Origin of the sequence: Trinickia sp. Y13, from assembly GCF_029522115.1 — a bacterium.
Lineage (GTDB): Bacteria > Pseudomonadota > Gammaproteobacteria > Burkholderiales > Burkholderiaceae > Trinickia.
Genome location: NZ_JAKWFK010000019.1, coordinates 46,231 through 61,112, shown reverse-complemented (window position 1 = coordinate 61,112; position 14,882 = coordinate 46,231). Strand labels below are relative to the sequence as shown.

Below are 14,882 nucleotides of genomic sequence, written 5' to 3'. Positions count from 1 at the left end.
CGCGCAATCAGAGCTCATGCTTGAGCTTCTCGGCAAGCCGCAGCGCCAGCGCTGCGATCGTCAGCGTGCAGTTGACCGCGGCGGCCGTGGGCATCACGCCGCTCGTCGCCAGGAACAAGTTCGGGTGATCGTGCGTCCGGCAGTCGGCGTCGACCACCGAATCGCTCGGATCGGCGCCCATGATCGTCGTGCCCATGATGTGGTTGTTCGGCGCGAAACGATCGTCGAACGTCACCTCCGTGCCGCCGAACAAACTCGCGATCTGCGCGTAGAGCTCATGCGTATTGGCCGCGCTCTTCTTCACATAGTCGTTGATCGAGTAATAGATCTCGGGCTGCGGGATGCCGAGCGCGTCCTTGTGATCGGACGACGGCACGATGCGGTTCTGCCGTTCGGGCAGGTGCTCGTGGAAGCTGTTGATCGTCAATGTGCGCGCCGCGCGATCGCGGATCTGCCGGTCGAGCTCCGCGCCCGTGAGGCCTTTTTCGAGCAAGGCCGCGGTAATCGACATCGTCGGCACGCCATTGGAAAGATGCAGCTTCTTCGACGCATAGTCGGAGCGGAACGCCCCATCGCGGAAATTGACGACGGACGTCATTTCCATCGGCCCGCGCCCCGGCCATAGCGCTTCGTTCGCGAGGAAACTCACGCCGGTGCCCGGATGGTCCATCAGATTGCGGCCGACTTGATCGGAGCTATTGCCGATGCCGTGGGCGAACTTCCCCGACGTGGACATCAACATGAGCTTCGGCGTTTCGATGCCATTGGCCGCGAGCACGAAGAGCTTGCCCGTCACGCGCGTGGTGCCGCCCGACGGGTTCTTGTAATGCACGGCCGAAATGAGGTCCTTGTCGTCCGCTTCGATGCGGTAGACGACCGCTTCCGGGATCAACTTCGCCCCGGCCTTCTCTGCCTTCTCCGCATGCGCGATGCCGTTGTACATCGCGGCAATGGGGCAGATCGGCATGCAGTTATTGTTGCCGCAGCACGTGGGTCGATCGTCGTAAGGGCGGCTGTTGCGCGCGACGGGCTCGGGCACGACCTTGAATCCGTTCGCGTTCAACACGTCGCTGAAGCGCGCGTCCATGTACGAGAGCGGAAGCTGAGCCATCGGATAGGACTTCGAGCGCGGCGAGCCCAGATCGATCGAGGTGTCCGGTCCCGATACGCCCAGCTCCACTTCGGCTGCGTAATACCAAGGCTCCAGCGTTTCGTACGGGAACGGCCAATCGCGACCGACGCCGTAGGTCGTCTTCAGCTTGAAGTCCGACGGCAGCAAGCGCCATGCGGCAGCCGCCCAGTGCCAGGTGGTGCCGCCGACCAACCGAAGATACTGCGAGTTGTACGGGTAATCGCCCTTTTGAATCAAATAGCCGTTTTCCGGCGCGTACTCCGGATGCGGCGCGTAGGGCATCGATGGATACGGCGTCGCGAAGTCGGCTTTGGCCGGGGAATTGCGGAAGTTTTCGACGATCTGCCAGCGCGGGATGCGCGGCCCGGCCTCCAGAAGGATGACCGAGGCGCCCGCCAGAGCGAGCTGATGCGCGACGAGACTGCCTGCCACGCCCGAGCCGACCACCACGACGTCGGCGGAAGGGTTGTTTGCCATAAGCGCTTCGCCTGATTCGTTGTTCTGCTTGTGTTCTTTCGGAATGCGGGGACTACCACTACCTAATTAATGCAGGGACTACCCAGCAATGCGCAAGCCCACGCGGCCGTCATCGCCTTGGCCGGGTCGGTCAGATGGACGCGGGCTTGTGTGTCCAATAGAACGGCACATCCCTGCAATATGACGGGATGGTGAGCACGTCGTTCACGGGATCGAACATCAATGCGTGTTCGTACGCGAGCACCTGCACCGTCGGCAATTGGCCGACGAGCCCGAGGTACCAGGCTCGCATGATGTGCCCGATCGTCTTCGACAAACGCGCGTCTTCGCTCGCGAGCGCGGCCGTCACGGTATCGCTTGGCACGCCGCCGTGAGTCTTGAGCCAGGTATTGAGTGCAGCGACATCGGAGACGAAGGCGCTATCGGCCTTCGAAAGGGCGTCGTAAATACGCGAGGCCAGCGACGCATCGAGCTTCGCGCGCCCCGTCAGTTGCTGCGAAAGGGCCGTGAAAGCATCGAGCCCGCCGCCCGCAGGCGGCGTGAAAGCCAACGCCCGCCGCGAAACCAAGGGCAACCCGATCGTGGCGGAGAAAGCCAGCGCCGCCGCCGAAGCGCAAGCGCCCATCAAGAATTCTCGGCGGGTCGAAGCCGGCTTCACGCGGGGTACGTCGTGTGGCCGGCGAATTCGGGCATCTGTCATGTGGGCTCCAGCATCTGTCCAGGACAACACCGGCAGACGCCGGCAATGTTCGCCCCCCGACTCCGGTCTTGAACGCCGCCTTCGCCAGGCGGTCTTTCGTTGTCCGCGATCCATGCGCGGGCGGTACCCGCTCGCCCACTGGCAGCGAATATAGCCGCGTCGCAGCATTTAGACAATCGCGATCCGCAAATTCATAGCGTCAGGCTGCATCGCCGTCGTATGCACGCTGCAACTGAGCGATGTCGAGCTTGAACATTTGCATCATCGAGCGCATGACGCGTGCCGCCCGCCCGCGATCCTCGTCGCGCAGCATGTCGCCGAGCACGCTCGGAACCACTTGCCAGGTCACGCCGAATTTGTCGCGCAGCCACCCGCATTGCAGCCGTTCGCCGCCTTCGCCGAGCTTGTCCCAAAGCCGATCCACTTCGTGTTGCGTCCGGCAACGAATGAAGAACGACACCGCGGGCGAAAACGCCATGTGCGGATTCGGGCCGCCGTTCAACGCGATGAACGTCTGGCCGTCTGCTTCGAATGTCACGCTCATGACACTGCCGCGCTCGCCCGGCCCCGCCTCGCCGTAATGCATGACATCGACGATCTTCGAACGTTCGAAGACGGAGGTATAAAACGCGGCGGCTTGTTCGGCCTCGCGCTCGAACCATAGAAACGGCGTAATTTTTTGCGCGGCTGCGTCTTGCATGACTCCTCCATTTCACCCGGCGGCGATTTCATGGGGTTGCCGTCGCACACGGCGTGCACCCTGGCGTAAGACGACGCACACGATCGAGGCCGGCCCGTATCGATGTAAAAAAGGGCTGCCAGCTGTCACATTTACACCCGATCAGGCGGACGGCGGGATCGATCGCTTCGCCCTGAAGACTAGTCGATGCGGCGCGTCACCGCCGCATCGAAAACGCGATCGCCCAGACGAAAACGGCATGCCAGCCCCGGCCCGGGCGCGCATACTGGGGGTCATCGACGCAATTCGTTCGTCGGACGCGGGATTCGGTTCTCCAGCAGCGGCATGCATCGTGCTTTCGCCTCTTTCGCGCGACGCCTCGCCTCATGAACCGCCCGCGCCGGTGCGCGGATCATCGAGCGCCGCCTGACAATGCGATGCGATCGCACACTAGCGCGCTAACCGCGCCGCTTTGGACGTGCATCCACATCGCCGGACGAACTGGAACGGACCGATGGAACATCGTCATACGTATGCGCCGCGGATTTACTTCATTCACCCCCTCCTCGTTGGGCCGCTCGCGGCTTGGCCGGCTCAGTTCGAGCGCGCGGCGGCGCTCGGCTTCGATCACGTTCTGATCGGCTCGCCGTTCGCCACGGGGCAAGCGGCTCACCTGCAGCTCGTAGCCGACCATACACGGCTGCATCCCATCTTCGAAGCGACCGGCGGCGCCGACGACACACTGCGTCGGCTCGCACAAGAGGCGCAGGCGCAAGGGCTCCAGTTGCTTCTGGACATCGTGCTCGATCGCGTCGCGGCCGACGGCGCGCTCATGCGCACGCATCCGCAATGGTTTCATCCCTATGAGCCGGCCCAGGTCCGGCTCGATCCCCGGCACGTGCGGCACGAGGACAACGCAGCCTATGTGAACTTCGGCGATCCGCATGCGGTCACGCAGTGGACGACCTGGTGGGGCGAGCGCCTCACCGCGCTGGCCGATGCCGGCGTCGCGGGGTTTCGCTTCGATTCGCCGCATCACGTGCCCGTCGATGCCTGGCGCGAACTGAGCACGGCCGTGCGCGCCAAGCGGGTGAATGCACGCCTGCTCGCGTCCACGCCTGGGCTCGCGCGGGGCGACCTCGCGCGGCTCGCGCCGGTGGGGTTCGACAGCGTCTTTTCATCGGTGCGCTGGTGGGATTTCCGCGAAGACTGGCTGGCCGACGAACATGCGGCGCTCGCACGCGTAGGCGCACCGATCGCCTTTCCCGAAGCGCCCTACGGGCCGCGCCTCGCGAGCGAGTTCGCTTATGCGGCCGACGCGACCGCGATCGAGCGGGCCTATCGCCGCGCGATCGCCGCAAGCGTCGCACTCGGCACGGGTTGGCTCATGCCAATGGGTTTCGAATACGGCATCGCCGAACCGCTCTCGCCCACGACCGGCACCGCAGCGCGCTATCGCGACGCCTGCGCGGCCGCGCGGTTCGACTTGTCCGCTGCCGTGCGCGAGGCCAATGCGCTGCAACAGCAAACTTCGCTGCTCGCTACCGTCGGCGAAGTGCGTCAGTTGTCGGCCGCGGGCGCGAACGTGGCGGCCGTACTGCGCGGCGAATGCCCCGATTTGCGCGGCGCGCGAGAAGCCGTGCTGCTGCTCGCGAACCCCGATCTGAGCCGCCCGGCGTTCGTCGAGCCCGCGCGCTTTCTCGATGGCGTGCCCGGCGACTTCATGGCGTTCAAGCCTTTGGCCGAGCCTTGCACGACGCCGCCTGAGCCCCTCCAGCCGTTCGCGCTGGCCCCGGGCGAGGTGCGCCTTTATCGTGCCCAGCCATGCCCCCGCGTGGCGACGCCGCGCACCTCCAAACGCGCGGCGACCGCTTCGGCGATGGAGGCGATCGCCGCCCCGCGTATCGCCATCGAGAGCGTGACGCCCTCGGTCGATGGCGGGCGCTTCTTCGTGAAACGCGTCGTCGGCGAAGCGATCGACGTCGGCGCGACGATCTTCGGCGAAGGCCACGACAAGATCGCTGCCGCCGTCATCTGGCGCGCGGTCGACGAAACCGCCTGGCACGAGGCGCCCATGCGGCCCGCGCAGCCGGCCGGGCTCGATCTCTGGCAAGGCCGCATCACCCTCTCGCGCGTGGGCCGCTACGAATTCACGGTGATCGCATGGCGCGACGATTTCGCCTCGCTCGTCGATCACATCCGCAAGAAGCTCGACGCCAATCAAACGGTCGAACTCGAACTCGAAGAAGCGCGTCATCTGCTCGCGCGCGTGCTGGCCGAAGCCGAGACGGCCGACGAAACCGGCGCGCAGCAGCAGATCCATCAAGAACATCGCGAGCATGCCGCTCAGCACGCGGCCATTGCGGAGCTCAAGCGCATCGCGTTGCGCTTTTCGAATGCTAATGCGGCCGCGCGGCTCGAAGTCTTGCTAGCGCCCGAAACGGCCGAAACCGTCGCCAAAGCGCGTCACCGGCCGTTCCTATCGCGCGATGCCACGATCTACCGCATCGACGCCGAACGCGCCGCCGCGCGCTTCGCGAGCTGGTACGAGATCTTCCCGCGCTCGATGAGCGGCGATCCTTCGCGTCATGGCACGTTCGACGACGTCATCGCGCAAATGCCGCGCATCCGCGACATGGGCTTCGACGTGCTCTACTTTCCGCCGATTCACCCCATCGGCAAGATCAATCGCAAGGGCCGCAACAACACGCTCAATGCGCAACCGGGCGATGTCGGCAGCCCGTATGCGATCGGCAGCAGCGAAGGCGGCCATACCGCCGTTCATCCGGAACTGGGCACGCTCGACGATTTCAAGCGCATGCTCGCCGCCGCGCATGCGCACGGGCTCGAGATCGCGCTCGATTTCGCGATCCAATGCGCACCGGATCATCCGTGGCTGACCGAACACGCAACCTGGTTCGCTTGGCGCCCCGACGGCACCCTGCGCTATGCGGAGAATCCGCCGAAGAAGTATCAGGACATCGTCAACCCCGAGTTCTACGCGCACGATGCGAAACCTGCTCTGTGGCTCGCGCTGCGCGACATCATCGCCTTCTGGATCGATGCCGGCGTGCACATCTTCCGCGTCGACAATCCGCACACCAAGCCGCTGCCGTTTTGGGAGTGGATGATCGCCGACATTCGCGCACGTGAGCCGGACGTCATCTTCCTATCGGAGGCGTTCACGCGCCCGCGCCTCATGTACCGGCTCGCGAAACTCGGCTTTTCGCAGTCCTACACGTACTTCACGTGGCGCGAGTCCAAACGCGACTTCACCGAATACCTGACCGAACTCACGCAAACCAACGTACGCGAATTCTTCCGGCCGAACTTCTTCGTCAATACGCCCGACATCAATCCGCGCCATTTGCAGGCGCAAGGGCGCGCAGGCTTCATGATCCGCGCGGCGTTGGCTGCCACGTTGTCGGGGCTGTGGGGCGTGTACAGCGGCTTCGAGCTTTGCGAAGCGTCGGCATTGCCGGGCAGCGAGGAGTATTTGGACTCGGAGAAATATCAACTGCGCGCATGGGATTGGCACCGGCCCGGCAACATCGTCGACGTCATCACCATGCTCAACCGCGTGAGGCGCGCCAATCCCGCCTTGCACTCGCACCTGGGCCTCACGTTCCTCACCGCGCACAACGATCGCATCTTGTTCTTCGAGAAAGCCACGCCTTCACGCGAGAACGTGGTCCTCGTTGCGATCAGCCTCGATCCGTTCGCGGCGCAAGAGGCCGACATCGAACTGCCGTCGCAGGTGTTCGAGCACTGGCGCATGCAGGAGTGGGACGCCCTCGCCGCGACCGATCTCGTGACAGGTGCGACCACCGAATGGCGCGGGCGGCGCCAACACGTGCGGATCGAGCCGGATCGGCCGTTCGCGATCTGGCGCATTGCGCCGGCCGCGGGCATGCCGCACGATGAACGCGCGCAGACATTGGCAGTGCAACTCGGCCACGCGGGCCACGCAGCGCACGGCAGCCACGGCCGGCGCGACGCCTCGGAGACGCACCATGAAGCGTGAAGATCACCCCCTCGATTCGGCCGCCACCGCGCAGACCGGATCGGCCGACAACGCGCGCACGTCGCGGCGTGCGAGCAAACCGGCGCTGTCCGACGATCCGCTTTGGTACAAAGACGCGATCATCTATCAAGTCCATGTGAAGTCGTTTTTCGATGCAAACAACGATGGCGTAGGCGACTTTCCCGGGCTCATCGCCAAGCTGGACTACATCGCCGAGCTCGGCGTCGACACGATTTGGCTGCTGCCGTTCTATCCGTCGCCGCGTCGCGACGACGGCTACGATATCGCCGACTACCGCAACGTTCACCCCGATTACGGCACGCTGTCCGATCTGCGCCGCTTCATTCAAGGCGCGCACGCGCGCGGCATGCGTGTCGTGACCGAACTCGTGATCAATCACACGTCGGATCAACACCCGTGGTTTCAGCGCGCGCGCCGCGCCAAGCCCGGATCGAATCATCGCAATTACTACGTCTGGTCCGACACGGACAAGAAGTACCAAAACACGCGCATCATCTTCATCGACACGGAGCCGTCGAACTGGACGCACGACCCCGTCGCGGGCGCTTATTACTGGCATCGCTTCTACTCGCACCAGCCCGATTTGAACTTCGACAATCCGGCCGTGCTGCGCGAAGTGCTGCAGGTCATGCGGTTTTGGCTCGATATGGGAATCGACGGGCTGCGGCTCGATGCGGTGCCCTACCTGGTCGAACGCGAGGGAACGAGCAACGAGAACCTGCCCGAAACGCACGCGGTGCTCAAACGCATTCGCGCCACGATCGACGCCGAATATCCGAACCGCATGCTGCTCGCCGAAGCGAACCAATGGCCCGAGGACGTGCAGGAATACTTCGGTAGCGAAGACGAATGCCACATGGCATTTCATTTCCCGCTGATGCCGCGCATCTATATGGCGATCGCGAGCGAGGATCGGTTTCCGATCACCGACATCATGCGGCAGACGCCGGAGTTGCCACCCTCGTGTCAATGGGCAATCTTTCTGCGCAACCATGACGAGCTCACGCTCGAGATGGTCACCGATTCCGAGCGCGACTATCTCTGGAATACCTATGCGAGCGATCGGCGCGCGCGGCTCAATTTAGGCATTCGCCGCCGCCTTGCACCGCTGATGGAGCGCGATCGGCGCCGCATCGAGCTCATCAACTCCCTGCTGCTCTCGATGCCGGGCACGCCCGTGATTTACTACGGCGACGAACTGGGCATGGGCGACAACATTCATCTTGGCGATCGCGACGGCGTGCGCACGCCGATGCAGTGGTCGTCGGATCGCAACGGCGGGTTCTCACGCGCGGACCCCGAGCAGCTCGTTCTGCCGCCCGTCATGGGCACGCTATACGGCTTCGATGCGATCAATGTCGAAGCCCAGACGCGCGATCCGCATTCGCTGCTCAATTGGACGCGCCGCATGCTAGCCACGCGGCGATCCAAGCGCGCGTTCGGCCGCGGCACGATTCGCTTCTTGCGGCCGTCCAATCGCAAGATCCTGGCGTACCTGCGCGAGATGGAGGGCGAAGCGCCGATACTGTGCGTGGCGAACCTCTCGCGCGCGCCCCAAGCCGTCGAACTCGACCTGTCCGAGTTCGCGGGGCGCTCGCCCGTCGAGATGACGGCCGACTCCGTGTTTCCCGCGATCGGTCAACTCACGTATCTGCTGACGTTCCCGCCGTACGGTTTTCTATGGTTCTTGCTCTGCAGCAACGAAGACCGTCCGTCCTGGGCGCAGGCGGGCTCCGAGCAGCTGCCGGAGTTCATCACGCTCGTGCTGCGCGCGGGGCAAACAGGCCCGACGCCGGAGAACGTGCGATTGCTCGAATCGGAGGTACTGCCGTCGTACTTGAGCCGCCGCCGCTGGTTCGCGTCGAAAGACCAGAAGCTGCATGCCGTGCGCCTAGCCGCGCTGACCACGATCCCCGACGCGGGCTTCGCCTTCACCGAGATCGAGGCCGATGTCGGCCGCCACACGGAGCGCTACGTTCTCCCACTTGCCATCTCCTGGGGCACCGAGACGACGGTGCCGCTGTTCATGCAACTCGCCCTTGCGCGCGTGCGGCGGGGCCGCAACATCGGCCATCTGACCGACGCCTTCGCGCTGCCGCTGTTCGCGCATGGCGTGCTGCAAAAGCTGCGCGAACGGGCCGTCGTGCCGACGGTGCAAAAGAGCGAAATCCGCTTCGTGCCGACGGCGCGGTTCGACGAGCTGGACTCGCTTGGCGCCACGCCGGAAATTCGCTGGATCGCCGCCGAGCAAAGCAATAGCTCGCTCGTGATCGGCGATCGCGCCGTGCTCAAGCTCGTGCGGCGCCTCATCGGCGGGATCCATCCCGAAGCCGAAATGAGCCGGCATCTGACGGAGATCGGCTATGCCAACACGGCGCCGCTTTACGGCGAGGTCGTGCGCGTCGATCCGCAGGGTGTGCCGCACACGCTGGCGCTGCTGCAAGGCTTCATCGACAATCAGGGCGACGCATGGAACTGGGTGCTCGACTACCTGCGCCGCGTGATCGACGAACTCGTTCTCGCGCCCGAAACCGAGGACGCCGATAGCGAGAAACTCGAAGGCTATCGCGCCCTCACCGGCACGATCGGACGGCGCCTGGGCGAATTGCATGCCGCGCTGGCGGCGCCCAGCGACGATCCCGCATTCGCCGCGGAGAAAGCGACGCGCGCCGACGTGCGCGGTTGGATCGACGGTGCGCGCTCGATGCTCGAGCACGCACTCGACGTGCTGGCCGCCGAGGCCGCCAAGGAAAATGGCCCGCTGGATGAAGAGACGCGCGCGCTCGCGCAGGAGCTCGTCGGTCGGCGCGCGGCGCTCGTCACCGCATTGGAACGGCATGTGCCGCACGACGTAGATGCGTTGCGTATCCGCGTTCACGGCGATTTCCATCTTGGGCAGGTGTTGATCGCACAAAGCGATGTCTACCTCATCGATTTCGAGGGCGAGCCGGCCCGCAGCTTGGAGGAGCGCCGCATGAAGCGCAGCCCGCTCGTCGACGTGGCCGGCATGCTGCGTTCGCTTTCGTATGCCAGTGCGGCGGCGCAGCCCGTTTCGGAAAATGCGCCGGCGCAAACGGCCGACCGCAAGCGCGCACTGTTCGAACGCTTCCTCGAAGAAGGCCAACAGAGCTTCCTGGCGGGCTATCGCGAAGCGGTCGGCCGTGCCGTGCATCCGCTCGTTGCGCCGCAAGCGGAAGGCCCCTTGCTCGACCTGTTCCTGGTCGAAAAAGCGGCCTATGAGGTGCGCTACGAAGCCGCGAACCGGCCTACTTGGCTCGGCTTGCCGCTGCGCGGACTTTCCATGCTGGCCGCGCGCATGCTTGGCAAGTCGGATGACGGCGACGCGGCCCCCGCGCCCGCGCAAACCTGAGAATCGCGGAAATGGGCTCCTTGAACGATCAAACTTCACGCATTCGCGAGATCGCCGACCGCGATCCGCTGGCGGGCATGCATCCTGTCGATATCGAAGCGCTCGTCGACGGGCGGCACCCCGATCCGTTTTCTCAACTGGGCATGCACCGCACGAGTTCGGGCTACGCCGTGCGCGCGATGCTGCCCGGCGCCGCCGGCGTCGAGGTTCTCTCGCGCGCAAACGGAGAATGCCTCGGCAAGCTCGGGCAGATCGACGCGGGCGGGCTGTTCGCCGGACCTGTGAAGCGCGCCGAACCTTATCGGCTTCGCGTCGATTGGCATGGCGTCGAGCAAGAGACGGAAGATCCTTACTCCTTCGGGCCGGCGTTGTCCGAAGACGCTCTCGCGCGCCTGGCGCGCGCCGACCCCTATGCGGTGCTCGATTGTCTGGGCGCGCGGCCTTGCACGCTCGAAGGCATTCCTGGCGTGCGCTTCGCCGTCTGGGCGCCGAATGCGCGACGCGTATCCATCGTCGGCGACTTCAACACATGGGACGGCCGCCGCCATCCGATGCGCCTGCGGCACGTGGCCGGCGTGTGGGAGCTGTTCGTGCCGCGTCTCGCGGCGGGCGCACGCTACAAGTACGAAATCGTCGCGCGCGACGGCCGCACGTTGCCCCTGAAGGCGGACCCCTGCGCGCTGCAAACGGAGCGCACGCCCGCCACGGCGTCGATCGTCGCCGATTGGGGCGCGCTCGAGCAATTCACTTGGACGGACGGCGCTTGGATCGCCAACCGCGGCACACTGCAAAACGCACGCGCGCCGATCGCCATTTACGAAGTGCACGCCGAGTCTTGGCTGCGCATCGAAGAGGACGGCCGCCGCGGGCTCGACTGGTATGAGCTGGCCGATCGGCTCATCCCGTACGCACTCGGGATGGGCTTCACGCACGTCGAATTCCTGCCGATCGCGGAACACCCGTTCGGGGGCTCGTGGGGGTATCAGCCGCTCTCGCCGTTCGCGCCGTCCGCGCGTTTCGGTCCGCCGCAGGGATTCGCACATTTCGTCAATCGCGCGCATGAGGCCGGGCTAGGCGTGATTCTCGATTGGGTCAGCGCGCACTTTCCGAACGACGCGCACGGCCTGATCCAATTCGACGGGACGCCGCTTTACGAGCACCAAGACCCGCGCGAGGGCTACCACCAAGACTGGAACACGATGATCTACAACCTCGGCCGCAACGAGGTGAGCGCGTTCCTGGTCGCATCGGCACTCGCGTGGCTGCTGCGCTATCACGTCGACGGCTTGCGCGTCGATGCGGTTGCGTCGATGCTCTACCGCGACTATTCGCGCGCCGAGGGCGAGTGGGTGCCGAATATCTACGGCGGCCGCGAAAACCTCGAGGCGATCGCATTCTTGAAACGCGTCAACCACGAGGTCGAATATGCCCCGGGCGTGCCGGGCGCCATCACGATCGCCGAGGAATCGACCGCATGGCCCGGCGTCACGGCCCGCCCCGAGGAAGGCGGGCTCGGCTTCCAGTTCAAGTGGAACATGGGGTGGATGCACGACACGCTGCATTACATGCAGGAAGACCCCGTTTATCGCCGCTACCATCATCACAACATGACGTTCGGAATGGTCTACGCCTATTCCGAACGCTTCGTTCTGCCGCTCTCGCATGACGAAGTCGTGCACGGCAAGGGCTCGCTGCTCGGCAAGATGCCCGGGGACCGCTGGCAACAATTCGCCAATCTGCGCGCGTACTTCGGTTTCATGTGGACGCACCCGGGCAAAAAGCTGCTCTTCATGGGCGGCGAGTTCGCGCAATACGCCGAATTCAACCACGACGCGTCGCCGCATTGGCACCTGCTCGACGAGCCGATGCACCACGGCGTGCAAACGCTCGTGCGTGACTTGAACCGCCTGTATGCGGCCGAACCGGCGTTGCATGCGCTCGACTGCGATCCGGGCGGCTTCGAATGGCTCGTCGGCGACGACGCTTCGAACAGCGTCTTCGCGTATCGGCGCTGCGACGGCAGCGGGCGGGAGGTTGCCGTCGTCTGCAATTTCACGCCCGTGCCGCGCCACGGATACCGGATCGGCATGCAGCGCGCCGGCTGGTGGGCCGAAATCCTCAACACCGATGCAGCCGCATACGGCGGATCGAACGTGGGCAATGCCGGCGGCGTCGTCACGGAAGAGATCGCCAGCCATGGCAAGCCGCAATCGGTCGTGCTGACGTTGCCGCCGCTCGCCACCATCGTGCTGCGCGCCGAGTGACGGCCGACGCCTTGGCGCCCCCAGCCCGACGCGACACGAGCGCAGCGATTCACATCAGAACAAGGACGCGGCATGTCGAACTCCCTACCCAGCCGGCTCGACCCCGGCACGCCGTATCCGCTCGGCGCGACGTGGGACGGGCTCGGCGTGAACTTCGCCGTGTTTTCAGCGAATGCGGAGCAAGTCGATCTGTGCCTGTTCGATCCGGCCGGACACAAGGAGCTCGCGCGTCTGCCGCTGCCGGAATGCACCGATGAAATCTGGCATGGGTATCTGCCCGGCGCGCACCCCGGCACGGTCTATGGGCTGCGCGCATACGGCCCCTACCTGCCGCAATACGGCCATCGCTTCAATCCGGCCAAGCTGCTGATCGATCCCTACGCCAAAAAGCTGACGGGGTCGTTTCGCGCATCCGATGCGCTGTTCGGCTATCGCCCGCATTCGAGCCGGCACGACTTGTCGCTCGACAAACGCGACTCGGCGCCCGCCATGCCCAAATGCGTGGTGATCGACGAAGCCTTCGACTGGTCGCGCGACGTACGCCCCGAAGTGCCATGGCCGGAGACCGTCATTTACGAAGTCCATTTGCGGGGCGTGTCGATGCTCAATCCCGACGTGCGCCAACACGAGCGCGGCACCTTCGCCGCGCTCGCGTCCCCGCGCTTCATCGAGCACCTGCACAAGCTCGGCATCACCGCGGTGGAATTGCTGCCGATTCACGCTTTTCTCGACGAGCGCTTCCTGCTCGAACGCAAGCTGACGAACTATTGGGGCTACAACACGAGCGCATTTTTCGCGCCCCACCCTTCATACCTTTCGAGCCGCCGCTTGAACGAAGTGCGCATCGCCGTGCGGCAACTGCACGCGGCCGGCATCGAAGTCATTCTCGACGTGGTCTATAACCATACCTGCGAAGGCAACGAACTGGGGCCAACCGTGTCTTGGCGCGGACTCGACAATGCCAGCTATTACCGGCTCATTCCCGGCGACGAGCGCTACTACATCAACGATACCGGCTGCGGCAACACGCTGAACCTGTCGCATCCGCGCGTGCTGCAGATGGTGATGGATTCGCTGCGCTATTGGGTGAGCGCCTTTCACATCGATGGATTCCGTTTCGATCTGGGCGTCACGCTCGGGCGCGAAGGCACCGGCTTCGATCCCGGGTCGGGATTTTTCGACGTGATTCGGCAAGACCCGGTGCTATCGCAGCGCAAGCTGATCTCGGAACCCTGGGACGTCGGCCCCGGCGGCTATCAGGTTGGCCGCCATCCGCCGGGCTTCGGCGAGTGGAACGATAAATTCCGCGATTGCGTGCGGCGCTTCTGGCGCGGCGATGCGGGGATGCGGGCCGAACTCGCCGCGCGCATCGCCGGCTCCGCGGAACTGTTCAATCATCGTTTCAGACGGCCGTCGGCATCGGTGAACTACGTCGCTTCGCACGACGGGTTCACGCTTGCCGATGTCACCGCTTACGAACAGAAACATAACGAAGCGAACGGCGAGAACAACGCCGACGGCCACAACGAAAATTGCAGCGCGAATTGGGGCGTGGAAGGCCCCACCGAAGATGCGCAGATCAACGCAACGCGCGCACGGGTCGCACGCTCGATGCTCGCGAGCGTCTTTACCTCGCTCGGCACGCCGATGCTCGCTGCCGGCGACGAATTCGGACGCAGCCAGCAAGGCAACAACAACGCATATTGTCAGGACAACGCATTGTCGTGGCTCGATTGGCACCTGGCCGAATCGGAAGAAGGCCGCGTGCTGACTGCGTTTGCAGCGCGCCTGATCGCGCTGCGGCGCCAGCATCCGCTGCTGCGCGATACGCGCTTCTTGCGCGGCGACGTCGATGTATCACCGGGCATCAAGGACGTCGACTGGTTCGACGAACGCGGCGAGCCGCTCACGAGCGAGGCATGGCAAGACCCGCAGGCGCGCGCGCTGACGTTGCGCCGCGCGGGCCGCGACCTCGACGGCAACATCGAGGTGCTGCTGTTGATGCACAACGGCTCCGAGACCGATCTCATGTTCTCGCCGCCCGCGCCGCGCCTGGAATGGAATGTGCTCGCGGACAGCACTGACCCCGGCTCGCCTGCGCATCGACTCGACGGCGAACAGATGCGAGTCGGTGCGCACGGTTTCGCGTTACTCGCCGCGCAACCGCCGCAACCCGAGCGCTCGCCGCATGCCGGCGCGGCAGGTGCTTAGATCA

7 protein-coding genes are annotated in these 14,882 nt (G+C 64.8%); 4 read left to right on the top strand and 3 right to left on the bottom strand.

The genetic code is table 11. The features are described from left to right. Positions 1-7: 7 nt before the first annotated feature. The 3 genes from MMB74_RS24475 to MMB74_RS24465 form a co-directional block, all read right to left on the bottom strand. Positions 8-1,609, bottom strand: coding sequence for a GMC family oxidoreductase (locus tag MMB74_RS24475; RefSeq protein ID WP_277431250.1), 1,602 nt, complete (start codon positions 1,607-1,609; stop codon positions 8-10). Positions 1,610-1,739: 130 nt separating this feature from the next. Beyond that, a complete protein-coding gene (locus tag MMB74_RS24470; protein WP_277431249.1) occupies positions 1,740-2,309 on the bottom strand; it encodes a sugar dehydrogenase complex small subunit in 570 nt (189 codons plus the stop codon). Positions 2,310-2,508: 199 nt separating this feature from the next. Continuing rightward, on the bottom strand, positions 2,509-3,009 hold the full coding sequence (locus MMB74_RS24465) for a VOC family protein (RefSeq protein WP_277431248.1): 501 nt from the start codon (positions 3,007-3,009) through the stop codon (positions 2,509-2,511). A gap of 493 nt (positions 3,010-3,502) precedes the next feature. On the opposite strand from MMB74_RS24465, the gene MMB74_RS24460 reads away from it, so the two are divergent. The 4 genes from MMB74_RS24460 to glgX all read left to right on the top strand — a co-directional run bounded on the left by MMB74_RS24460 (position 3,503) and on the right by glgX (position 14,878). Beyond that, entirely contained in the window at positions 3,503-7,012 is a 3,510-nt protein-coding gene (locus tag MMB74_RS24460; RefSeq protein ID WP_277431247.1) for a maltotransferase domain-containing protein, read from the top strand. Next, complete coding sequence (treS, locus tag MMB74_RS24455; RefSeq protein ID WP_277431246.1) at positions 7,002-10,403, top strand: maltose alpha-D-glucosyltransferase; 3,402 nt, start codon at positions 7,002-7,004, stop codon at positions 10,401-10,403. The genes MMB74_RS24460 and treS overlap by 11 nt, the downstream gene beginning before the upstream one ends. Before the next feature lie 50 nt (positions 10,404-10,453). Further along, positions 10,454-12,667, top strand: coding sequence for a 1,4-alpha-glucan branching protein GlgB (gene glgB, locus MMB74_RS24450; protein ID WP_277431267.1), 2,214 nt, complete (start codon positions 10,454-10,456; stop codon positions 12,665-12,667). Positions 12,668-12,739: 72 nt separating this feature from the next. Continuing rightward, positions 12,740-14,878 (top strand): glycogen debranching protein GlgX, encoded by a 2,139-nt coding sequence (gene glgX, locus MMB74_RS24445; RefSeq protein ID WP_277431245.1) that lies wholly within the window; start codon positions 12,740-12,742, stop codon positions 14,876-14,878. Positions 14,879-14,882: the final 4 nt, after the last annotated feature.

Excerpts from the sequence above, each read along its gene's own strand:
- MMB74_RS24470 (WP_277431249.1), bottom strand. The coding sequence starts at position 2,309 with ATGACAGATGCCCGAATTCGCCGGCCACACGACGTACCCCGCGTGAAG.
- glgX (WP_277431245.1), top strand. The coding sequence starts at position 12,740 with ATGTCGAACTCCCTACCCAGCCGGCTCGACCCCGGCACGCCGTATCCG.
- treS (WP_277431246.1), top strand. The coding sequence starts at position 7,002 with ATGAAGCGTGAAGATCACCCCCTCGATTCGGCCGCCACCGCGCAGACC.
- MMB74_RS24475 (WP_277431250.1), bottom strand. The coding sequence starts at position 1,609 with ATGGCAAACAACCCTTCCGCCGACGTCGTGGTGGTCGGCTCGGGCGTG.
- MMB74_RS24460 (WP_277431247.1), top strand. The coding sequence starts at position 3,503 with ATGGAACATCGTCATACGTATGCGCCGCGGATTTACTTCATTCACCCC.
- MMB74_RS24465 (WP_277431248.1), bottom strand. The coding sequence starts at position 3,009 with ATGCAAGACGCAGCCGCGCAAAAAATTACGCCGTTTCTATGGTTCGAG.